Annotated in this window: 22 protein-coding genes; 4 read left to right on the top strand and 18 right to left on the bottom strand. The window is 70.2% G+C overall.

Going from position 1 to position 20809, the window contains the following annotated elements:
• The first annotated feature begins 253 nt into the window (after nt 1-253).
• Nucleotides 254-1513: a cytochrome P450 gene (locus tag MVA01S_RS05045; RefSeq protein WP_003933023.1), complete on the top strand. Its 1260-nt coding sequence runs from the start codon at nt 254-256 to the stop codon at nt 1511-1513.
• On the opposite strand, the gene MVA01S_RS05040 is transcribed toward MVA01S_RS05045, so the two are convergent.
• Nucleotides 1486-2160 (bottom strand): GntR family transcriptional regulator, encoded by a 675-nt coding sequence (locus MVA01S_RS05040; protein ID WP_003933024.1) that lies wholly within the window; start codon nt 2158-2160, stop codon nt 1486-1488. The genes MVA01S_RS05045 and MVA01S_RS05040 overlap by 28 nt on opposite strands.
• Nucleotides 2161-2175: 15 nt before the next feature.
• A complete protein-coding gene (locus MVA01S_RS05035) occupies nt 2176-3720 on the bottom strand; it encodes a GMC family oxidoreductase (protein WP_003933025.1) in 1545 nt (514 codons plus the stop codon).
• Between the two features lie 69 nt (nt 3721-3789).
• Here MVA01S_RS05035 and MVA01S_RS05030 point away from each other — a divergent pair, with 69 nt between their 5' ends.
• Nucleotides 3790-4617: a MerR family transcriptional regulator gene (locus MVA01S_RS05030; RefSeq protein ID WP_003933026.1), complete on the top strand. Its 828-nt coding sequence runs from the start codon at nt 3790-3792 to the stop codon at nt 4615-4617.
• On the opposite strand, the gene MVA01S_RS05025 is transcribed toward MVA01S_RS05030, so the two are convergent.
• The 3 genes from MVA01S_RS05025 to MVA01S_RS05015 form a co-directional block, all read right to left on the bottom strand.
• Nucleotides 4607-5419, bottom strand: a complete 813-nt coding sequence (locus tag MVA01S_RS05025; RefSeq protein WP_003933027.1) for an alpha/beta fold hydrolase — start codon at nt 5417-5419, stop codon at nt 4607-4609. The two genes, MVA01S_RS05030 and MVA01S_RS05025, sit on opposite strands and share 11 nt — an antisense overlap.
• An 87-nt stretch (nt 5420-5506) precedes the next feature.
• Entirely contained in the window at nt 5507-6349 is an 843-nt protein-coding gene (locus MVA01S_RS05020) for an SDR family NAD(P)-dependent oxidoreductase (RefSeq protein ID WP_003933028.1), read from the bottom strand.
• Nucleotides 6346-6708 carry a hypothetical protein gene (locus MVA01S_RS05015; protein WP_003933029.1) on the bottom strand — a complete coding sequence of 121 codons (363 nt, stop codon included), beginning with the start codon at nt 6706-6708 and terminating at the stop codon, nt 6346-6348. The genes MVA01S_RS05020 and MVA01S_RS05015 overlap by 4 nt, the downstream gene beginning before the upstream one ends.
• Before the next feature lie 47 nt (nt 6709-6755).
• Between MVA01S_RS05015 and MVA01S_RS05010 the strand changes: the two genes are divergently transcribed.
• Entirely contained in the window at nt 6756-7478 is a 723-nt protein-coding gene (locus tag MVA01S_RS05010; RefSeq protein WP_003933030.1) for a type 1 glutamine amidotransferase, read from the top strand.
• Here MVA01S_RS05010 and MVA01S_RS05005 read toward each other — a convergent pair.
• Entirely contained in the window at nt 7460-8809 is a 1350-nt protein-coding gene (locus MVA01S_RS05005; RefSeq protein WP_003933031.1) for a TIGR01777 family oxidoreductase, read from the bottom strand. The two genes, MVA01S_RS05010 and MVA01S_RS05005, sit on opposite strands and share 19 nt — an antisense overlap.
• 103 nt (nt 8810-8912) lie before the next feature.
• Here MVA01S_RS05005 and MVA01S_RS05000 point away from each other — a divergent pair, with 103 nt between their 5' ends.
• Nucleotides 8913-9584: a phosphoribosyltransferase gene (locus tag MVA01S_RS05000; protein WP_003933032.1), complete on the top strand. Its 672-nt coding sequence runs from the start codon at nt 8913-8915 to the stop codon at nt 9582-9584.
• Nucleotides 9585-9590: 6 nt separating this feature from the next.
• Here MVA01S_RS05000 and MVA01S_RS04995 read toward each other — a convergent pair whose 3' ends face one another.
• The 12 genes from MVA01S_RS04995 to MVA01S_RS04940 all read right to left on the bottom strand — a co-directional run.
• Nucleotides 9591-9986, bottom strand: coding sequence for a phage holin family protein (locus MVA01S_RS04995; RefSeq protein ID WP_003933033.1), 396 nt, complete (start codon nt 9984-9986; stop codon nt 9591-9593).
• 30 nt (nt 9987-10016) lie between these two features.
• A complete protein-coding gene (gene wag31 / locus MVA01S_RS04990; RefSeq protein ID WP_003933034.1) occupies nt 10017-10835 on the bottom strand; it encodes a DivIVA-like cell division protein Wag31 in 819 nt (272 codons plus the stop codon).
• A gap of 195 nt (nt 10836-11030) precedes the next feature.
• Nucleotides 11031-11321 (bottom strand): YggT family protein, encoded by a 291-nt coding sequence (locus tag MVA01S_RS04985; RefSeq protein WP_003933035.1) that lies wholly within the window; start codon nt 11319-11321, stop codon nt 11031-11033.
• 122 nt (nt 11322-11443) lie between these two features.
• The gene (locus MVA01S_RS04980) at nt 11444-12088 is read right to left on the bottom strand and encodes a cell division protein SepF (protein ID WP_003933036.1); all 645 of its coding nucleotides are present in this window, start codon (nt 12086-12088) and stop codon (nt 11444-11446) included.
• Complete coding sequence (locus tag MVA01S_RS04975) at nt 12085-12906, bottom strand: YggS family pyridoxal phosphate-dependent enzyme (protein ID WP_003933037.1); 822 nt, start codon at nt 12904-12906, stop codon at nt 12085-12087. The genes MVA01S_RS04980 and MVA01S_RS04975 overlap by 4 nt, the downstream gene beginning before the upstream one ends.
• A complete protein-coding gene (pgeF, locus tag MVA01S_RS04970) occupies nt 12903-13613 on the bottom strand; it encodes a peptidoglycan editing factor PgeF (protein ID WP_040542906.1) in 711 nt (236 codons plus the stop codon). The genes MVA01S_RS04975 and pgeF overlap by 4 nt, the downstream gene beginning before the upstream one ends.
• Before the next feature lie 20 nt (nt 13614-13633).
• Entirely contained in the window at nt 13634-14806 is a 1173-nt protein-coding gene (gene ftsZ, locus MVA01S_RS04965; protein WP_040542908.1) for a cell division protein FtsZ, read from the bottom strand.
• 191 nt (nt 14807-14997) lie between these two features.
• Entirely contained in the window at nt 14998-15891 is an 894-nt protein-coding gene (locus MVA01S_RS04960) for a cell division protein FtsQ/DivIB (protein WP_003933040.1), read from the bottom strand.
• Nucleotides 15888-17318, bottom strand: a complete 1431-nt coding sequence (murC, locus tag MVA01S_RS04955; RefSeq protein ID WP_003933041.1) for a UDP-N-acetylmuramate--L-alanine ligase — start codon at nt 17316-17318, stop codon at nt 15888-15890. The genes MVA01S_RS04960 and murC overlap by 4 nt, the downstream gene beginning before the upstream one ends.
• Nucleotides 17315-18481 (bottom strand): undecaprenyldiphospho-muramoylpentapeptide beta-N-acetylglucosaminyltransferase, encoded by a 1167-nt coding sequence (gene murG / locus MVA01S_RS04950; RefSeq protein ID WP_040542910.1) that lies wholly within the window; start codon nt 18479-18481, stop codon nt 17315-17317. Before murG ends, murC begins: the two co-directional genes overlap by 4 nt.
• Nucleotides 18478-20058 (bottom strand): putative lipid II flippase FtsW, encoded by a 1581-nt coding sequence (gene ftsW / locus MVA01S_RS04945; RefSeq protein ID WP_003933043.1) that lies wholly within the window; start codon nt 20056-20058, stop codon nt 18478-18480. The genes murG and ftsW overlap by 4 nt, the downstream gene beginning before the upstream one ends.
• 14 nt (nt 20059-20072) lie before the next feature.
• Nucleotides 20073-20809 (bottom strand): glutamate ligase domain-containing protein (locus MVA01S_RS04940; protein WP_303621341.1); only part of this gene is annotated, 737 nt, incomplete at its 5' end.

Below are 20809 nucleotides of genomic sequence, written 5' to 3'. Positions count from 1 at the left end.
GTTGAAGTCGTCTCTACAAACAGTTGAAGCCCCCGCCCGTCCCCGCCGAAACCGCATTCCACGCGGTCCGCACGTGCTTTTTTCCACCTCAGATGCAATCTGGGCGGAAGCGGGAAGCTGCGCACGAAACGACCCGTACGTAGTCCTACCGTCGGAGCCCTCCCCCAAACAGGTAGTCGACCACCCACGACGCCTGCGCCCACCGACCCTAGCGTCGGACGGTATCGGCACCACCGGACCGAGAGGGTTATCGATGAGCATCGATGGCATCACCGCCGTGAGCATTTTCGACGCGGATCTGCCCACCGTCGACTACGAGAGCGCCGAGAGCCCGGCCGAAGCCCATCGGCGCCTCGCGGCGGCCCGCGCCCGCGCGCCCATCGCGATCGGATCGCACGGGCTCGAGGCACTCACCTACGAGACCGTGCGCACCGTACTGCGCGACGATCGCTTCCAGATCCCGAAGGGCTTCGCGCTCGCCGCACAGGGCGTCACCTCCGGGGAGCTGTGGGACATCGTCGTCCGCGGACTGCTCAGCCTCAACGGTGAGGAGCACCACCGTCAAAGGCGGCTCGTGGCAAAGGCATTCACCCCCCGTGCCGCCGGCCGTCTGCGGAACACCTGCGCCGACGTGATCGCCGAACTGGTGTTCCGGGTCGCCGGCGACGGGCGCTGCGACGCGGTGGCGGACGTCGCCAGGCACTACCCGATCCCGATCATCTGCGAGCTGCTCGGGACCCGGCGCGAGGACTGGGACCTGTTGTCCGACTGGGCCGAAGACATCTTCAAGGTCTTCGACTGGAACGTGGTCGAGGACGGTCCGGTGATCGTGCGGGCATGGCGCGCACTGGAGGCCTACCTCGACGAGATGGTCGCCGGACGACGCGGCTCCCTCACCGACGACCTGTTGTCGGACATGATGCGCGCCGAGATCGAGGGCGACCGGCTGACGCACGCCGAGCTGCTCACCCTCGGCGCGACCCTGCTGATGGCCGGCACCGACACCACCCGCAACCAGCTGGCCGCCGCGCTCGAGGTGTTCTGCGACCACCCGGAGCAATGGCGACTGCTCGCCACAGATCCGGATCTGGCAATGGCCGCGGTGGAGGAGGCGATGCGCTACTCCCCGGTCATCTTCGCGACGCTACGGGTGGCGGTCGAGGACGTCGTCCTCGCCGGCTACACGATTCCCGCGGGCACCCCGGTGCTGGCCAACATCGCCTCGGCCAACCGCGACGACACGGTCTACGCCGAACCCGGACGATTCGACATCACCCGGAACGACGCTCCGGCGATCCTGACCTTCGGCGGGGGCATGCACTACTGCCTCGGCGCGCATCTGGCTCGCATCGAACTCACCGAGGCGCTGACCCTGATGGCCCGGCGGATGCCGCAGATCCGGCGGGACGGACCGTCGTCATGGAAGCCGCTGACCGGGATCACCGGACCGGCGACGTTGCCGATCGCGTTCGGCGACGGCTTCGCTCAGAGCTCCGCGGACGGCTCCGACTGATCGACCAACTGTGACAGCGTCTGCCAATTACGTTGTGTCGCAGCGGCTGCGCCTTCGGCGTCACCTTTGCGGCACAGTGTGATGATCTGCTTGTGCTGGGCGATGGAATCGCGCCCCGACAACGACGAGAACCGCAGATACTCCACGCGCCGCAGCACCGGGGTCACCTGTTCGAGCACCTGACCGATCACCTCGTTACGACACGCCTCGACGGCCACCTGATGGAACGCGTCGTCGCTGCGCAACGCAGCCTCGGCATCGGATGCCGAGACCGCGTCGGCAAACGCCTTGTTCGCCCGGGTCATCGCGTCGTATTCGGCTTTGCCCATCAGTGGGACCGCGGTGCGCACCGCGAGCGCATGCATCGCCGCGGCGACATCCTGGGCGTTGAGCACTGCCTGGCGTTCTATCGAGGCGACCACGGTGGACCGGCCCGGAATGGTGTGCACCAGACCTGATGCCTCCAACCGGGCCAGCGCCTCCCGTATGGGCGTCCTGCTGATTCCCAACCACTCTTCGAGGTCCGGGTCGCGCAACTTCTCGCCGGGAGCCAACGTGCCGTTGATGATCGCGTCGCGGATCGAGAGGTAGGCCTGGTCGCGTAACAGCGATCGGCGGTGTTTTCCCCGCTCGGTCGGCACCGGCACGCAAAGTATCGTATATCAGCCCCGGATCAGGTCAGCGCCCTTCTCCCCGATCATGATCGTCGCGGCGTTGGTGTTGACCGACACGACCCTGGGCATCACCGACGCGTCCACCACCCGCACGCCGTCGAGGCCGTGCACCCGCAACTGGGGATCCACCACCGCGGCGGGGCCCGACCCCATCATGCAGGTGCCCACCGGGTGGAAATAGGTGCCGGTGGCGGTGGCCAGGAACGCGCGCAGCGCCTTCGGATCGGCGGCCTCGGGCCCGGGCAGTACCTCGCGGCCACGCCACTGGGCAAACGGCTCGGTGGCCGCGATCTCACGGGCCACCCCGATACCGTCGACCATCCGCCGTACGTCGGACTCCGCGCCGAGGTAGTTCGGGTCGATGAGCGGCGCAAGCTCCGGTTGCGGCCCCGCCAGACGGATCGAGCCGCGCGCCTCGGGCGCCATCACCGCGACCCCGAACGTGAAACTGTTCGCCGGTGCCGACAGGTGCGGAGGGACGAACGGCAGGTGGATGAACATCAGCTGCATGTCCGGGCCGTCGACCGAGGGACCACTGCGCCACACCAGCGACGTCTCGGCGTGGTTGTTCTGTCCGACGGGTAGCGGCTGCGCGGCTTCGTACACCACCCCGCACACCGGGTGGTCGTGCAGATTCCGGCCTACCCCGGGCAGGTCGTGGACCACGTCGACGCCGACGGCTTCGAGTTCGGCCGCCGGACCGACACCGGACAGCAACAGCAGTCGCGGCGAGTCCACCGCACCCGCGCTGACAATCACCTCCGCCTCTGCGTATGCCGACAAGGACCGTCCCGCCCGATCGAATTCAACTCCTGTGCAACGGTTTCCGTCGATGATCAGTCTGTGTGCCCGAGCGCCGGTCAGCACGGTCAGATTGGGCCGCCGGCCCCGCACCGGGTGTAGATACGCCGTCGCAACGCTCTGCCGTGTGCCGCCGGTGATCGACAGATCGTGCCAGCCGACGCCCTCGGCACATGCGCCGTTGGGATCGTCGGTGACCGGGAAACCGGCCGCGACGGCACCCCGGAGGAACACCTCGGACAGCGGGTTGGCCGCGTCCGGATGTGCCGGCGCCGGCCTCATCGGGCCGTCTGTGCCGCGATAGCGCCGATCACCGCCGTCGACCGTCTCCATGCGCTTGAAGTACGGCAGCACCGACTCGTAGTCCCAGCCGGGACAGTTCCAGCTGTCGAAGTCGTTGGGGTGCCCCCGCAGGAACACCATCGCATTGATGCTGCTGCTGCCCCCGAGAGTGTGGCCTCTCGGCCAGTCGTGCCGCAGGCCGGTGGTGCCCGCCTGGGGGACCGTGCCATAGGCGTAGTCGACCTCGGTCCCCCACAATGCCGGCCACACAGGCGGCGCGGCGATCTCGGGCCTGGTGTCCTCGGGGCCGGACTCCAGCAGAAGAACCCTGACGCCCGGGTCCTCCGACAACCGGGCCGCCAGCACGCAACCCGCCGAACCGGCGCCGACGATGATGTAGTCGTACCGAGTCGTCTCGGACCGATTCGACTCCGAGTTCAAGACAGTCATGAAATTCCTTTACTCACAGATGTGTTCGATAAGTTCCATACAAAGAAACGCGGGAAAGGAGCGGTTCGCATGCATCCAGGGCTGAGCATCGGCGAATTCGCCACGTTGACCCACCTGAGCGTGCGGACGCTGCGCCGCTATCACCAGGCGGGCCTGTTGGAGCCGGCGTGGGTCGACGACTTCACCGGCTACCGCTACTACACGGCCGAGCAGATCCCGACCGCACAGGTGATCCATCGGCTGCGCCAACTCGATGTGCCGCTGGCCGAGGTCGAGTCCATCCTGTCGACCGACGACCCCCGGCAGCGCACCGAGGTGATCTCGGCCCACCTCCGCAGGCTGGAGGCCGAACTCGACCGGACCCGCGCCGCCGTCGTGTCGCTGCAGCGCCTGCTCAATCCGGAACCGGCCGAGATCGACGTCGAGTTGCGCTCCGTGCCTGCCCGCACCGTCGCCGCCATCAGCGGCATTGCCAGCCAGGAAGATTCGCTGACCTGGTATGACTCGGCGATGGCCGAGTTGGATGCCGCCTTCGGTCCGGAGGAACGTACCGGGCCGCCGGGCGGGCACTACGACAACGAATTCTTCACCCACGGGTCCGGCCTGTTCACCGTCTTCCGCCAGGTCCGCCGTCCTCGCGCATCGGGGCGCATCGAAGTGGTCGACCTGCCGCCCGCCGACCTCGCCGTCACGGTGCACGCCGGTGCACACGATGACATCGACGTCACCTACGGCAGGCTGGGCACCTGGGTGGTCACCCACGCGCTGGCCGTCGACGGGCCCATCCACGAGATCTACTCGGTGGGCCCCCGCGACACGCCCGAGTCCGCCGACTGGCGCACCGAGATCGGTTGGCCCGTCTTCCGTCTCGCGGACGGCCCGACGGTCAGCTCGTGACGGCACCGGCCGCGGCGCCGATCAGCTCGGCGACGGCTCCGGGCTGCGACACGGTCACCGCGTGGGAGGCGTCGACCTCCACGGTCTGTGCGTTCGCGCGCTCACCCATGAACCGCCCGGCCTCGGCCGGCACGGCAAGATCCCCGGTCGCGACCAGGTTCCAGGACGGGACGCTCTTCCATGCCGCCTTGGTGGCCGGATCCTCCAGCGCGGTCGCGGCGATGGGCCGCTGGGTCGCGGCCATCGTCGTGGTGAGGTTCTCGGCGACGTCGGCGGCGAACACCTTCTGGAACTGGTCCTGCCGGATGTAGAGGTCGTTTCCGGTGCCGCCGCCGGGAAGCGGGAACGGCACGGTGTCCAACGCGGGACCCAGCTCAGCGCCGGGGAACCTGGCGGCCAGCTGTGAGGTGCTCTCCCCCGGCTCCAGGATGAAGCTGGCGACGTACACCAGCGCCTTCACATTCGGCGCGCCGTCGGCCGCCTCGCTCATCACCGACCCGCCGTAGGAATGACCTGCCAGCACGACAGGTCCGGAGACGTGGTCGACGACGCTGCGCACATAGTCGGCGTCAGGACGCAGACCGCGCAGCGGATTCGCCACCGCCACAACGGGGTACCCCTCGGAACGCAGAATCTGCACCACCCCGTTCCAGCTGGACGAATCGGCGAAAGCGCCGTGTACGAGCACCACGGTGGGCTTGGCGGCCGCGGCCTCGGGCTCGGCGGCCGCCCCACCGCACGCACTGAGCGCGGTGAGCGCCACGCTCGCGGTCGCCACCGCGAACACCTGTCTGATCTTCATCGTCATCCTCCATCGAAGTCACCAGCCCGGGGCTAGTCGCAATATATTGCATATTGCTTGCCGGGTAAAGCGCCTCCGATCCCGCGACTATTCCCCGTCTGGGAAATCCGCCCCCCGGGAGAGGTTTTCGTTCCGGCGCAATTCGGCCAGCGCGCTCTCCAGCGTGTCGGCCACCGCGTCGAATCCACCGCTGCCGAGCACCAGGCGCTGCGGCGGCGGCTCCTGCGCCATGGCGGCGAGCACGGCGCGGGCACCGCGGCCAGGGTCACCGGGCTGCTTGCCGTCGGCCGAGACCATCGCCTCACGGACCTCGCGCAACATCGGCTGATACTCGGGGATCGACTCGCCTACGGGCTCGTCGGCGAACCCGGAGTAGGCCCGGGTGCGGAACGCCCCGGGCTCCACGGCCAGCACCCGGATCCCGGTCGACGCCAGCTCGTCGCGAAGCACCTCGGTAAGCCCCTCAAGCGCGAACTTGGTTGCGCTGTAATAACCGAAGCCGGTGGTGCCGCGCAGTCCCGCCACCGACGACATGTTCACGACCCACCCGCTGCCCCGCGCCCGCATCCCCGGCAGCGCGGCCCGCAGGACGGTCGGCACGCTGAAGAAGTTCAGCTCGAACATCGCCCGCACCTGGTCTTCGTCCATCCCCTCGACGGAGCCGAACCAGCCGCGGCCTGCGTTGTTGACCAGCACGTCGATGCCGCCGAAATGGTTCTCGGCGGCGCGCACGGCGGCGCGCACCTGGTCGCCATCGGTGACGTCGGCGGTGACCACCAGCACGCGGTCGCCGTGCCCGCGGGCCCAGCTGACCAGTTCAGCGGGCCGGCGCACCGTCACCGCCACCCGGTCCCCGGCCTCCAGCGCGGCCTCGGCGAGGGCCATGCCGAATCCGCCGGGTGTACCGCCGGTGATGAACCAGGTCTTCACGGCTCGATCACCAGCCGGCCGACCAGCTCACCGGCCATGGTGAAGCGGTAGTGCAGATCGGCCACGCCGCCGGGAAAGTCACCCTCCAGGCGTTGGAGCACGTCGTATTCGCCGGCACCGGTCTTCGCGGCGGCGCGGAACTCGGTGGTGTAGGTGTACTCGCTGCCCGCGGTGGTCAGCCAGCCGGCGACCGCGGCCCGGCCGGTGTGGGTATGGCCCTCGTCGGTGACGGTGGCCTGGTCGGCGAACGCGGCCAGCGCCCCGTCCGCGTCACCGTCGCGGTGTGACGTGAGATACGTGATGACCGCCGCGGGCAGGTCTGCCCACGCGATCGATTCCGAGTGTGTGTCCGTTGCCATGTGTCCACGGTGAGGTCTCCCCTCGGGGGAGAGTCAATAATGGCTGCGTGACATCCAAGGTTCTGTTTCTGGTCAACGAGCACATCGCGACCGAGGCGTTGCTGGGCGACGCGTTCGCCGCGGAGGGATTCGACGTCGACACGTTCGAGGTGGTGCCCGCCGAGCGCGCCGACGACCCCGCCGGCGAGGTGGCCTTCCCCGACCCGGCCGGTTACGACGTGATCGTCCCTCTGGGCGCCAGCTGGCCGGTGTACGACGAGGCGTTGCGCCATACCTGGGTGGGCGCCGAGATGCAGTTGCTCCGGGACGCCGCGGACGCCGGAATCGCCCTGCTGGGAGTGTGTTTCGGCGGCCAGCTGCTGGCACAGACGTTCGGCGGATCGGTGGCGCGGTCACCGCGGCCGGAGATCGGCTGGTACGACGTGCTCAGCGACCGGCCCGAGATCGTCCCCGGCGGACCGTGGTTCCAGTGGCATTTCGACCGCTGGACCCTGCCGCCCGGCGCGACCGAGATCGCGCGCACACCGAACGCGTCGCAGGCATTCGTGCTGGGCCGCACGCTCGCGCTGCAGTTCCATCCCGAGATCGACGCCGATCTGCTCAAGATCTGGCTGGCCGCCGACCGCGACGGCGAGGTCCTCGCCGCCGGCCTGGATCACGACGTACTACTCACCCGCACAACAGAACTCGCTGAGGACACCGCGCCCCGGATCCAGGCGCTGGTGCGCGGGTTCCTGACCCACGTGGCCGGTCACCCACGTCCGAGCTGATGCGCCAGCGCGTCACCGACGTCGGGGTGGCGGAACGGATGCCCGGCCGCCAGCAGCTTGGCCGGCACCACCCGCTGGCTGGCCTCGGCCAGCTCGCGGGCACCGTCGGCGCCCAGCAGGATCCGCGGACCCAGTGCAGGAACCGGTACCACGGCGGGCCGGTGCATCACCCGCGCCAGCTCCCGGGTGTACTCGGTGTTGCGGACCGGCTCCGGCCCGACCGCGTTCACCGGCCCGTCGAAGCGCTGGTCGTAGAGCACCCGGTGGTACACGTCCACGAGGTCGTCGAGGCCGATCCAGGACAGCCACTGCCTGCCGCTGCCCAACCGTCCACCCAGCCCGGCCGCGAACAGGGGGCGTAACAGTGCCAGCGTGCCGCCGTTGGCGGCCTGGACGATGCCGGTGCGGACCCTGACCACCCGCAACCCGCCGTCGCGGGCGGGGTCGGTCGCCGCCTCCCAGTCGGTGACCACATCGGCCAGGAAGCCCTCGCCGCGCGTACTGTCCTCGGTGAGCTGGGTGTCACCGCGGTCGGCGCCGTAGAACCCGATCGCCGAGGCGCTGACGAACGTGTGCGGCCCGTCGGGCGCGGACGCGGCGGCCCTGGCCAGCAACCGGGTCGGCGCGATGCGGCTGTCCCGGATCGCGGCGCGGTGCTTGTCGGTGAAGCGGCCCGCGATCGACGCGCCGGCCAGGTGTACGACGGCGTCGACGCCTGCGAGCAGCTCCGGCGCCGGATCCTCTGGCTCCCAACAACGTTCGTCCTCACTCTGGGCGGGGCCGCGGACCAGCCGGATCACCCGGTGCCCACCGCTACTGAGGAACGCCGACAGCGCAGAGCCGACCAGGCCGGAGGACCCGGTGATCGCCACGGTCAGCGGCGCGACGCCGGCCACCTCGGCCCTGCGATGGGCGGCGAGGTCGTCGGTGAGCTGGCGCTGCCGGTAGACGAACGTGGACCGCAGTGCCGCGGCGGGCACCGGGGCCTCGACGCGGTCGCACACCCGGGTCCCGCTGCCGGCGTCGGTGAACGAATGGGTGTGCCGCCAGCGCCCGATCACCCGCGGCGGCCAGGACGCGGGCCCGTGGGACGAGAGCTCGTCGGCGAACCGGCTGCCCTCCACATACGCCGTCGGGTCATGGCGGGCCACCCACCGCAGTCCGCCCGGCAGGCCGAGCACCGCCACCCCGTCGGCCAGTGACGACGCCTCGGACACCACCGACATCGGCTGCCAGGGCGGTACCAGCCGGCGCATCGCGCCGCGACGGGAGTGCCACCGCCAGACCTCGTCACGGGGGTGGTTGACGACGCACTCGTACTCGATGCCCATAGCGCTCCCGGGTGACGGTGGGGGGTTTCGGTAACCATTCGGCGCCGCCGCGGCCGCGGATTGCCGCCGACTGCACGAGGGTATTCCGCCACGGGACGATCCGATGGCCGACAGGATGCGCACATTCCGGGACCGCCGCGACGCGGGGCGGGTACTGGCGCGCGATCTGGCCCGCCATCGCGGCGAACCGGACCTGCTCGTGCTGGGTCTGGCCCGCGGCGGCGTTCCCGTCGCCTGGGAGGTCGCGCACGACCTGCGCGCGCCGCTGGACGTGTGCCTGGTACGCAAGCTCGGGGTCCCGCAGTGGCCTGAGCTGGCGATGGGGGCGCTGACCAGCGGTGGGATAGTGCTCAACGACGACCTGGTGCGCGACCTCGGCATCGCCGACAGCGCGGTGCGGGAGGCCGTGGACCGTGAGACCACCGAACTGCACCGCCGGGAAGAGGCCTACCGCGGCGACCGCGGTCCGCTGATGCTGCAGGGGCGCACCGTGATCCTGGTCGACGACGGCCTCGCCACCGGGGCCAGCATGATCGCGGCCGTGCGCGCAGCGCGGCAGGCGGGCGCGCGGCGGGTGATCGTCGGGGTACCGGTCGGCCCCGCCTCGGTGTGCCGACGGTTGCGCACCGAGGCCGACGAGGTGGTGTGCTCGACGATGCCACCCGATTTCCGTGCGGTCGGCCAGGTGTTCGCCGATTTCCACCAGGTCAGCGACGACGAGGTGCGCGACCTACTCGCCACCCCGGCCGACGGGCACGAATCGGCCCACCGCTGAGCGAAGTCAGTTCTTCGGGGTCTGTCCGTCGGTGCGGGGCTCGGATTCGACGTCCACCGCCGCCGGATCCTCGGCAGGCGAGCCGGCGGGTGACTCGTCGAAAGACCCGTCGTAGTTGTCGTCGTAATCCTCGGCGATCGGCGCCTCGTCCGGATAGTCCTCGTAGTCGGACCCGACTGACTCCGGATCGCCGGAATCAGTTGCCGCCGCATCAGATTCGTCATCGGATTCGTCGTCCGAATCGCGGTGGGACCGCTCCCGCAGGGCGTCGACGATCAACAGGATGACGCCGATGGCGCTGGCCGCGATACAGACCCACGCGATGAGTTCGTTGCTGGTGACCACGGCCATCACCAACGCCGCCAGGCCGATGACGGCCAGGACGAGCGCGGCGATCAGCATGGGTCAGACCCGGTTCGCAGCGGCACGTGACTAGTTGTTGCCCCGGTTGAACTGATTGAAGCCACCGTCGTTACCGGCACCGGAGTCCACGGGTGCCGCCGAGCCGCGCTGACCGAGCTCCTCGAGCTGAGACTCCAGGTAGGTCTTGAGGCGGGTGCGGTACTCGCGCTCGAAGGTGCGCAGCTGTTCGAGCCTGCCTTCGAGCACCGTGCGCTGCTGGTTGATGGTTCCCATGATCTCGGAGTGCTTGCGCTCGGCGTCGGCCTGCAGGGCGTCGGCCTTCTCCTGAGCCTGACGCAGCTGGGTCTCCGACCGGCTCTGCGCATCGGCGAGCATCGCGTCGGCGCGCTGACGCGCCTCGGTCACCGTGGTCTCGGCGGTCTGGCGGGCCTCGGTGACCATCGCGTCGGCCTGAGCGCGGGCGTCGGCGAGCATCTTCTCCGACTCGGCCTTGGCGCTGTTGGTCAGACGGTCCGCGGTGTCCTGGGCCAGGCTGAGCACCTTGGCCGCCCGCAGATGCTGGTCCTCCATCGCGGGAGCTGCGGCCTGCGCGGGCGGAGCCTCGTAGGCCGGCTCGGGCGTCGGAGCCGGTGCGGGTTCGGGCTCCGGCTCGTAGACTGGCAGCGTCTGGGTCGGCTGGGAGGCGCCTTCGCCGGCCCTGGCCTGAGCCAGTTCCTGGTCCAGCTCAGCAACCCGCTGACGCAGGTCACTGTTCTCCTCGATGAGGCGGGACAGCTCGTTCTCGACGAGGTCGAGGAACGCGTCGACCTCGTCCTCGTTGTAGCCGCGCTTACCAATAGGTGGCTTGCTGAATGCCACGTTGTGCACGTCGGCAGGAGTGAGCGGCATTGTCTGCCCCCTTGAAGTCTGGACCGTCAACTGAATTCGAAGTGTAAAGCCTTGCTTGCAACGTAACTGGCGTCCATCCTGTCACACCTGACCCGGCGGTTGCAGGCGAGGTCGATAATTAATATCCGAACCCGACATTCCGCTGGTGACGCCCAGCGTCCGGTGCCGCGGTTTCACCACGCCGCCGGCCTGCGGTCAGACCGCCGCCCCGAACGCGAGCTGCATGCCGATGAACGCGAGCAGCAGCAGCACCATGATGGACAGGTCGAAACGCACCGCACCGATCGTGAGCTGCGGAATCAGGCGTCGCAGCAGCTTCACCGGCGGGTCGGTCAGCGACATGATGATCTCCAGGATCACGACCGTGGCGCCGCGCGGATGCCAGTCCCGGCTGAACGAACGGATGAACTCGACCACGACCCGGGCGATCAGCAGGAGCCAGAAAACGAACAGCGCGAAACCCAGGATCTCGAAGAAGAGCGCCAACGAAGCCGACCTCACTCAGGCAGATGTGTGACTTTGACTACAGGCTGCGGACGCAGCCCGGGTCGCTTCGAGCCGACAACGCCCGCGCGACGCCGCCAGCCTACCCGGGGTGCCCGGGGTGGCTACTGGTAGGCGTAGAAGCCGGCCTCGGCGATGCGCCTGCGCTGCTCGGCGGTCACGTCGACGTCGGCCGGAGAGAGCAGGAAGACCTTGGTGGCGACCTTGTCGAACGAGCCGCGCAGCGCGAAGGCCAGCCCGGCGGCGAAGTCGACGAGGCGCTTGGCGTCGGCGTTGTCCATCGAGACCAGATCCATGATCACCGGAGTGCCGTCGCGGAAGCGCTCGCCGATGGTGCGCGCCTCGCTGTAGTCCTTGGGCCGCAGCGTGGTGATCTTCGCCAACGGGCTGCCGGCCTCGAACAGCTCGGCCATCCCCCGCGGGTCCATCGCGAGTGCGCCGCGCGTCGAACCCCGCATCCCACCGAAACGCGGTGGGGTGCGGTCGAATTCGCGCGGGCCGCGCAAACGCGGCTCGAAGCGGGCGTCGTCGAAGCCGACCCGGTAGGGAGCCGGTTCGTCGTATTCGCGACGCCGCTCGTCGGCCGGTCCTTCGTAGCCGCGCGCGTAGCCTTCGTCCTCGAAGCGGTCCTCGCGGGGACGCCGGTACCCGCGCCCCGCGGCGCGGTCGTCGTCCTCGTAGTAGTCGTCCTCGTAGTCGTCCAGCGGCGCCATACCGAAGTAGGCCTTGACTTTGTGCAGTGTGCTCATTGTGAGGACCCTTCGTGCGGAGAAGACTCAGGAAAGTTCGGCAAGTTTGGTGTCTGTGATGACGGTGTGACTGGTGTGACTACTTCCGGTGACGTTAGCGGTCGCGATCCCAGGAGCGCGGTACCGACACGCACACAAGTAGATCCGTGTCGGATCGCCGTTTCGAGATCGCCGGACATGCCGGCGGACAGCCCGAGACGTTGCTGATAACCGCGTTGTACCCGGTCACGCTCCTGCTCCAACCGGGCGAACGCTTCGCCGGCATCGGAGTTCAGCGGCGGAACCGCCATCAGCCCGACGAACTCCAGACCGGGCGCGGCGTCGATCGCGCCGCACAGGTCGTCGACCCGGCCCGAGGCGGCGACGTCGACGCCGCCCCTGCTCTCGTCCCCGTCCAAACTGATCTGTAGAAACACCCGCAGCGGCGCGGTCCGCAGCCCGTCGTCCAGCGCCTCTGCGGCGGCCCGGTCCAACGCCGCGATCACCTTGGAGCTGTCCACCGAGTGCGCCGCGTAGGCCCAGCGGGCCACCGACCGCGCCTTGTTGCGCTGGATCCGCCCGATCATGTGCCAGCGCAGCGGTGCTCCCCCGACGAGTTCGCCGACCTCCGCGATCTTGGCGGTCGCCTCCTGGTCGCGGGACTCCCCGAAGGCCGAGCACCCCAGTCGGTACAGCGCGACCACGTCGGTGGCCGGGAAGAACTTGGTCACCGGCAGCAGTTCGATCTCGCCGGCGTCGCGACCCGCGGTCTCGGCGGCGCGCGCGACCCGGTCCTGCAGCCCACGCAGCGCTCGGCCGAGCTCCTCCTCGCGCGTCATGGCGCGGGCTCCAGCCAGATCACCGAGGCCATCCGCCCGGTCGGCGCGTCGCGACGGTGACTGAACAGTTTCGCGTCCTCAACCGTGCACCGGGGGTCCACGTCGACCGACCGGACGCCGAGCGCGCGCAGCTGGGCCGCGATGCCGGCACGCAGATCGAGCCCCGGCGTTCCGCGGTGCGTCGTGGTGCGGCTGCCCGGCAGTGCGCGCTCGACCTCGGCGGCCATCTGCTCGGGCACCTCGTAGTTGCGGCCGCTGACCGCGGGGCCGAGCAGCACCGACACGTCCTCGACATGGGCTCCGAGGCGGGTCATGGTGTGCAGTGCCCGGGCGACGATGCCCGCCGCGGCGCCCACCCGGCCCGCGTGCACCGCGGCGACGACCCCGGCGCGCGCGTCTGCCATCAGCACCGGCACGCAGTCGGCGGTCACCACCGCCAGCCCCAGTCCCGGGGTGGTGGTCACCAGCCCGTCGGTGGCCTCGACCGTCTCACCGGCGCGGTCGACCACGGCGACGTCGGCGCTGTGCACCTGGTTCATCCACACGATGCGGTCGCCCAACCCGAGGGTGGCGGCGAGCCGGCGCCGGTTGGCCGCGACCGCGGCCGGTGCGTCACCGACGTGGTCGCCGAGGTTGAAGGTCGCGAACGGCGGTTTGGAGACACCACCCGCGCGGGTGGTGGTCACGCGTCTGACCCGGAATGTCACGGGCGGGACCCTCCGGCCGCTCAGTGGCGCATGAACGGCGGCACGTCGACGTCGTCGTCGGAGATACCGCCGTCGTCACCGCCGCCGATCCGCACCGTCGCGCCGTTGGTGTGCCCGGCGGGCACGCTCGCCGGATCGGCCGGATCGAAGATCGACGAGTTCACCCGACCGGCCTTACCCGGCGCGATCGGCTGGTTCGGCGCCGCCGCGGCGGCGGCCTCACCGGTGACCGGCTTGCGTCCGGGTCCCGCGGCGTCGAAGCCCGCGGCGATGACCGTGACGCGGACCTCGTCGCCGAGCGAGTCGTCGATGACGGTGCCGAAGATGATGTTGGCCTCGGGATGGGCCGCTTCCTGCACCAGCGAGGCGGCCTCGTTGATCTCGAACAGGCCCAGGTCGCTGCCGCCGGCCACCGACAGCAGCACGCCCTGGGCACCCTCCATCGAGGCTTCCAGCAGCGGGGAGTTGATCGCGATCTCGGCGGCCTTGAGCGCCCGGCCGTCTCCGCGCGCCGAGCCGATACCCATCAGCGCGGTGCCCGCGGAGCTCATGACGCCCTTGACGTCGGCGAAGTCCACGTTGATCAGACCCGGGGTGGTGATCAGGTCGGTGATGCCCTGCACGCCGTTGAGCAGCACCTCGTCCGCGCTGCGGAACGCGTCCATCAGCGACACCGCGGCGTCACCCATCTGCAGCAGCCGGTCGTTGGGGATGACGATCAGCGTGTCGCAGCTCTCGCGCAGCGACGCGATGCCGTCGGCGGCCTGGTTGCTGCGCCGCTTGCCCTCGAACGAGAACGGACGTGTCACCACACCGACGGTCAGCGCGCCGAGCTTGCGGGCGATCGACGCCACCACCGGCGCGCCGCCGGTGCCGGTGCCGCCGCCCTCACCGGCGGTCACGAACACCATGTCGGCGCCGCGCAGCAGCTCCTCGATGTCGTCCTTGGCGTCCTCGGCGGCCTTGCGGCCCACTTCGGGGTCCGCGCCCGCGCCGAGACCGCGAGTGGAATCGCGGCCGACGTCGAGTTTGACGTCGGCATCACTCATCAACAGCGCCTGCGCGTCGGTGTTGATCGCAATGAACTCGACGCCCTTGAGACCCTGTTCGATCATCCGGTTGACGGCGTTGACGCCGCCGCCGCCGATGCCGACCACCTTGATCACAGCGAGGTAATTATGCGGGGGGGTCATCGAACGCCCTTCCTGCCTGGTTTGTAGGTCCTTGAAGCGGATAACCGCTGGAGCAAACCCTCAACCTCAACAAGAGGCTTAGAGTTATGTCAAGTTGTTCCGCGCAACCAGAACGTTAGGGGTGGTCACCGCGCACGCTGGGCAGGCGCGCCGAAACGACACGACAAAATTCAGTGATTCCGGCTGCGTCACTACTTGACCGTCGGCAGATCCGGGCTGGAGACGTCGTAGACCTGCCCGGGCTGGGTCAGCAGCGCGGCCAACTTGAGCGCCTTCTCCTCGGTGCGGTCGGTGGTCCCCCACACCACCGTGCGCCCGTCGACCAGCGTCAGCGTGATCGCGGCCACCGACGGCGCCGACACCCGGCCGACCTGGACGGCGACATCGGGCCGCAGCGAGGTCATCACCTGCAGCGCGGCCATGGTCGCCGGATCGTTGGGCCCGGGGTTCTCGGCATCCAGGTACGGGATGCCCGGCGGCGGCGGACCGACGGCGAAGTCGACCCCGTCGCGGTCGAACAGGTGCACCCCGTCGGGATAGTCCCTGAGCACCACGGGAACCCGTTCGACGATCGTGATCCGCAGGGTCGACGGATACTGGCGCTGCACACGGGCGGAGGCGATCCGGCGGATGCCGGCCACCCGCTCGGCGACGGTGTCGGTGTCGACCTGCAGCAGCGGCGTGCCCGACGTGACGCCGGCCGCCGACACCACCTCGTCCTGGGTGACCGCCCCCACCCCGACCACCACGACACTGCGCACCGACATGATCGGCGTGAAGTACAGCAGCAGACCCATCCCCACCACCAGGACCGCGGCGACCACGGTCCACATCAGCACCTTGAGTCCGCGGACGGTGCCCCGCCCGAGCGTCCTGGTCTCCGGCGCCGGGGTGCCCATCGCCCGCCGCTTGGCCTCTCTGCGGGCCTGCTCGATGGCCGTGGCCCTGGCCTGCGCGGCCCGGCGCTCCTCGCGTTCGCGCCTGGCCTGTCGCCGTGGGCCCTCGAAATCCTCTGCGGCATCCGGGGTCTCGGCCGCAGTTTCGGTCGGTGGAATCGCGGGGCCGTCCTCGGTCGGCTCGGTCATGCCCTGGCGTCCACCTCGGCCAGGATTTCCCGCCCCAGCAGCGTCACGTCGCCGGCGCCCATCGTGACCACCACGTCGCCGGGGCTGACGATCTCGGCCACCCGGGCGGCCACCGCGGAGAAGTCCGGGATGTAGGTGACCGGGGCCGACACCGCGTCGGCGACGGTGCCTCCACTGATCCCGGCCAGCGGTTGCTCCCGGGCCGCGTACACGTCGAGCACGACGACCGCGTCGGCAGCGCTCAGCGCCTCGCCGAATTCCGACGCGAAAGCCTCGGTGCGCGAATACAAATGGGGCTGGAACACCACGATGGCACGGCCTCGACCCGCCTGTTCGACGACCGCGCGCAACGCGGTCAGCGTGGCCCGGACCTCGGTCGGGTGGTGGGCGTAGTCGTCGAAGACCCGGACCCCGCTGGCGGTGCCCACCAGCTCGAAACGCCTGCGCACACCTTCGAATCCGGCCAGCCCGTCGAGGACGGTGTCCAGGTCCGCGCCCGCCTCCCGGGCCGCCAGCAGCGCGCCGAGCGCGTTGAGCGCCATGTGCCGGCCCGGGACCGACAACCGCATCGTGCGGACCCGGTCCTCGCCGGCCAACCGGATCTCGGCGACCGCGCCGGTCCCCTGCTGGGTCCACTCCACCAGCGTCGCGTCGAGATCCGCGGCGCTGCCGTAGCGCAGTACCCGCACCCCGGTGGCCGACACCCGGTCCGCGAGCGCGCGGGCGCCGGGGTCATCGTCACAGACCACAAGCGCCCCACCGGGTTTGATGCGGGCCGCGAACTGGTCGAACACGTCGGTGTAGGCCTCGACGCTGCCGAAGAAGTCGAGATGGTCGGCCTCGATGTTGGTGACGACCACGATGTCGGGGCGGTATTCCAGCAGCGATCCGTCGCTCTCATCGGCCTCGGCCACGAAACAGGAGCCGCTGCCGTGATGGGCGTTGGTGCCGGCCTCGCCGAGATCTCCGCCGACCGCGAACGACGGGTCGAATCCGCAGTGCTGCAGCGCGACGATCAGCATCGACGTGGTGGTGGTCTTTCCGTGCGTGCCGGTCACCATCAGCGTGGTGTGCCCGGCCATCAGCTTGGCCAGCACCGCGGGTCGCAGGATGACCGGAATGCCGCGCCGGTGCGCCTCCACCAGTTCGGGATTGGTCTTCGGGATCGCGGCGTGGGTGGTCACCACCGCGGTGGGCCCGCCGGGCAGCATGTCCAGCGCGGTCGGGTCGTGCCCGATGCGGATCTGCGCGCCCCTGGCGCGCAGCGCGATCACCCCGCGCGAGTCCTTGGCGTCCGACCCCGACACCAGCCCGCCGCGGTCGAGCAGGATGCGGGCGATGCCCGACATGCCTGCGCCGCCGATGCCGACCATGTGCACCCGGTGCAGTTCCGGGGGCAGGTCGCCGGGATGGCGGTGCGTGGTCATCGCCGCACCCGCCGGTCGCCTGCGTGGCGCGCGACCTCCAGGGCCACCTCGGCCACCCGTCGCGCCGCGTCACGGTGTCCGGCCAGCGCGGCCGCCGCGGTCATGGCGTTGAGCGTATCCGCGTCATTGAGCAGCCCGGGCACCGTGCCCGCCACGAATTCCGGTGTCAGCGAACGGTCGTCGACGACGATGCCGCCACCGGCCTCGACCACCGGCAGCGCGTTGAGCCGTTGCTCACCGTTGCCGATGGGAAGCGGGACATAGATCGCGGGCAGCCCGACGGCGGTGACCTCGGCGACGGTCATCGCCCCCGACCGGCATATCGCGAGATCGGCTGCCGCGTAGGCCAGGTCCATCCGGTCCAGGTACGGCACCGCGACATACGGCGGCTCCCCGGACTGCGGCGTGCGCAGCTCGAGGACGTTCTTCGGCCCGTGCGCGTGCAGCACCGAAATGCCTTGTTGAGCAAGCTTTTCCGCGGCACCCGAGACCGCCCGGTTGAGTGACTGCGCGCCCTGCGAGCCGCCGAACACCAGCAGCACCCTGGCGTCGGGCGCGAACCCGAAGTAGGCCCTGGCCTCCGCGCGCAGCGCCATCCGGTCCAGCACGGTGATCGCCTCCCGCACCGGCACGCCCACCACCTCGACGTGCGGCAGTCCCGGATCGGGCACCGCCGAGAGCACCCGCTGGGCCGAGCGGGCGCCGACCTTGTTGGCCCAGCCCGCACTGGCGTTGGCCTCGTGCACCACCACCGGGATCCGCCGGCTGGGACGGGTGCTGCGGGCGGCCAGATATGCGGGCAGCGCGACGTAGCCGCCGAAGCCGATCACCACGTCGGCGTCGACGCCGTCGAGCACCGCGCGTGTCTCGCGCACCGCGCGGCGGACCCGCAACGGCAACTTGAGCAGGTCTGCCGACGGCTTGCGCGGCAGCGGCACCGGGGTGATCAGCTCAAGGTCGTATCCGCGTTGCGGCACCAGCCGGGTCTCCAGGCCGCGCGCGGTGCCCAGCGCGGTGATCCGTACGCCCGGGTGCAGTGCGGTCAGCGCGTCGGCCACCGCCATCGCGGGTTCGACGTGGCCCGCCGTGCCACCACCGGCAAGAACCACAGAGATTCCCCGGTCGCTCCGCTCCTGCCCCGCCGGGACCGAGATCCCTGTCACCCGTAACGCTGACCTTCCAATGCACGGGCCCGACGGCCCTGATTACGCCGGGTATCACCGTAGCCGCCGGAGGACCTGCCCGACCGCACCGGGTGCCCGCCGGCGGCCCGGCCGGACCGGCGCTCCTGCCGCTCGGCGGCCTTGCCGGATTTGCCCGCCTTGGCTGATTTACCTGCCTTGGCGGACTTGGCGGACCTGGCCGGCTTGCTGGATCCGGCGGGCGCCTCGGTCCGGGGCCGCCTGCGCAGCCGGTCACGCAGCGCTTCGGTGCGGGTCGGCACATACGGCGCAGGCAACGGCAGCCGCAGCAGCCGGTTGACCCGGTCGTCCCGGCCCGCGCGCAGCGCCGCGACCGCTTCCGGTTCGTGCCGGGCGGCGTTGGCCATGATCCCGATCATCAGCAGGGTGGTGGCCGTCGACGTGCCGCCCGCCGAGATCAGCGGCAGCTGAAGGCCGGTCACCGGGAGCAGACCCACCACGTAGCCGACGTTGATGAACACCTGCGACAGGATCCACAGCGTGGCCGTCGCGGTGAGCAGCTTGAGGAACGGGTCGGCCGAGCGACGCGCGATGCGCATGCCGGTGTAGGCGAACAGGCCGAACAGCAGCAGCAGACCCGCCGCGCCGACGAACCCGAGTTCCTCGCCGATGATCGCGAAGATGAAGTCGTTGTGGGCGTTGGGCAGATAGTTCCACTTCGCGGCGCCCTGGCCCAGGCCGTCACCGAACACCCCGCCGTTGGCCAGCGCGAACCGGGCCTGGCGCGCCTGATATCCCGCGCCCTGGGTGTCTGCGCCCGGGTTCAGCCAGGACTGCACTCGGGCCGACCGGTAACCCTCTGCGAGTGCGAGCACCAGACCCGAGACCATCACCGCGCCCAGCGAGGTGAGGAACACCCGCAGCGGCAGGCCCGCGTACCAGAGCAGACCCAGCAGGATCACACCCATCGACAGCGTCTGCCCGAGGTCGGGCTGGGCGACGATCAACGCCAACGCGATCACCGCGGCAGGCACCAGCGGCACCAGCATCTCGCGCAGGCTCGCGTGCTCCATCCGGCGGGCGGCCAGCAGGTGCGCGCCCCAGATCGCCAGGGCGATCTTGGCCAGCTCTGAAGGCTGCATGGACAGCCCTGCCACCACGAACCAGCCGCGGGAACCGTTGGCCACCTGGCCGATACCGGGGATGAGCACCAGGACCAGCAGCACGATGGTGAACGCGAACCCGGCGAACGCGAACCGCCGCATCACGGCGATGGGGGTCCGCAGTGCGACATAGAACGCGAACAGGCCGACGATCGTCCAGAGCACCTGCTTGGCGAACACCGACCAGGGCGAGCCGTCCTGGTCGTAGGAGTACACCCCCGACGCCGAGAGCACCATGGTCAGGCCCATGGTGATCAGCAGCGCGGTGACGGCGACGATCAGGTGGAACGAGGTCATCGGCCGGCCCAGCCAGGCACCGACGCGGGTGCGCGGGAGGTGCAGTGCGGCGGCGGCGGAGGTTCCGCCGGTCACCGTCTCGGGATCGGTGGCCGGGTTCGCGCGACGGCTGCGCAGCCGCTGCAGAATGCTGCTCACGTGCGGTCCGCCCGCTACCTGAGTGCGGCGCGGACCGCGGTGGCGAACGCGTCACCGCGATGGCCGTACCCGGTGAACTGGTCGAATGACGCCCCGGCCGGCGCGAGCAGCACCGTGTCCCCGGGCCCGGCCAGGTCGCGCGCCGCGGCGACCACGGCCCCCATCAACGCCTCGGCCGGTGCCTGCTCACCAACCGGTTTCACTCGAGTCACACGAGTAACACCTGACTCATCTTTCTCAAGCATCACAGAATCCTCCCCTGTCACAACCTCCGCGACGGGGACATCCGGCGCGTGTCGCGATAACGCCTCGGCGACCACCGCGCGGTCCCGGCCGATCAACACGACTCCGGCCAGCCGGTCGGCGGTCGCGGCGACGAGCTCGTCGACCGACGCGCCCTTGAGCATGCCGCCGGCCACCCACACCACCCGCCGGAACGCGGTGATCGACGCCTGCGCGGCGTGCGGGTTGGTGGCCTTGGAGTCGTCGACGTAGGTGATGTCCTCGGCGACGGCGACGACCTCCGCGCGGTGCCTGCCCACCTCGAAGGTCGCCAGGGCCGTGGCGATCGCGGCGGCCGGAACGTCGACCGCCCTGGCCAGCGCAGCGGCGGCGAGCGCGTCGAGCACCCCGACGGGCCCGGCGACCGCGATGGTGTCGGCGGCGGCCAGCACCACGCCGTCGCCGAACGCGTTGTCGATCAGCAGGCCGTCGCGGACCCCGAGCTCGCCCGGGCCCGGCTCCCCCAGCC

The sequence above is a fragment of the Mycolicibacterium vaccae NBRC 14118 = CIP 105934 genome (assembly GCF_001552715.1).
Classification (GTDB): Bacteria; Actinomycetota; Actinomycetes; order Mycobacteriales; family Mycobacteriaceae; genus Mycobacterium; species Mycobacterium vaccae.
The sequence above is the reverse complement of the archived record's forward strand: the minus strand, read 5'-3'. Positions and strand labels throughout refer to the sequence as shown.

Bases quoted from the DNA above. Each gene is read 5' to 3' on its own strand.
- MVA01S_RS04980 (WP_003933036.1), bottom strand. From the start codon at position 12,088: ATGAGCACACTGCACAAAGTCAAGGCCTACTTCGGTATGGCGCCGCTG.
- ftsZ (WP_040542908.1), bottom strand. From the start codon at position 14,806: ATGACCCCCCCGCATAATTACCTCGCTGTGATCAAGGTGGTCGGCATC.
- MVA01S_RS04995 (WP_003933033.1), bottom strand. From the start codon at position 9,986: ATGCTGATCGCCGCGCTCGTCCTGGCCGTCATCGGCCTGGCGGCGTTG.
- MVA01S_RS05030 (WP_003933026.1), top strand. From the start codon at position 3,790: ATGCATCCAGGGCTGAGCATCGGCGAATTCGCCACGTTGACCCACCTG.
- MVA01S_RS05025 (WP_003933027.1), bottom strand. From the start codon at position 5,419: ATGAAGATCAGACAGGTGTTCGCGGTGGCGACCGCGAGCGTGGCGCTC.
- MVA01S_RS04975 (WP_003933037.1), bottom strand. From the start codon at position 12,906: ATGACGCGCGAGGAGGAGCTCGGCCGAGCGCTGCGTGGGCTGCAGGAC.
- murC (WP_003933041.1), bottom strand. From the start codon at position 17,318: ATGACCACGCACCGCCATCCCGGCGACCTGCCCCCGGAACTGCACCGG.
- MVA01S_RS05035 (WP_003933025.1), bottom strand. From the start codon at position 3,720: ATGACTGTCTTGAACTCGGAGTCGAATCGGTCCGAGACGACTCGGTAC.
- MVA01S_RS05005 (WP_003933031.1), bottom strand. From the start codon at position 8,809: ATGGGCATCGAGTACGAGTGCGTCGTCAACCACCCCCGTGACGAGGTC.
- wag31 (WP_003933034.1), bottom strand. From the start codon at position 10,835: ATGCCGCTCACTCCTGCCGACGTGCACAACGTGGCATTCAGCAAGCCA.
- MVA01S_RS04960 (WP_003933040.1), bottom strand. From the start codon at position 15,891: ATGACCGAGCCGACCGAGGACGGCCCCGCGATTCCACCGACCGAAACT.
- MVA01S_RS05015 (WP_003933029.1), bottom strand. From the start codon at position 6,708: ATGGCAACGGACACACACTCGGAATCGATCGCGTGGGCAGACCTGCCC.
- MVA01S_RS05000 (WP_003933032.1), top strand. From the start codon at position 8,913: ATGGCCGACAGGATGCGCACATTCCGGGACCGCCGCGACGCGGGGCGG.
- MVA01S_RS05045 (WP_003933023.1), top strand. From the start codon at position 254: ATGAGCATCGATGGCATCACCGCCGTGAGCATTTTCGACGCGGATCTG.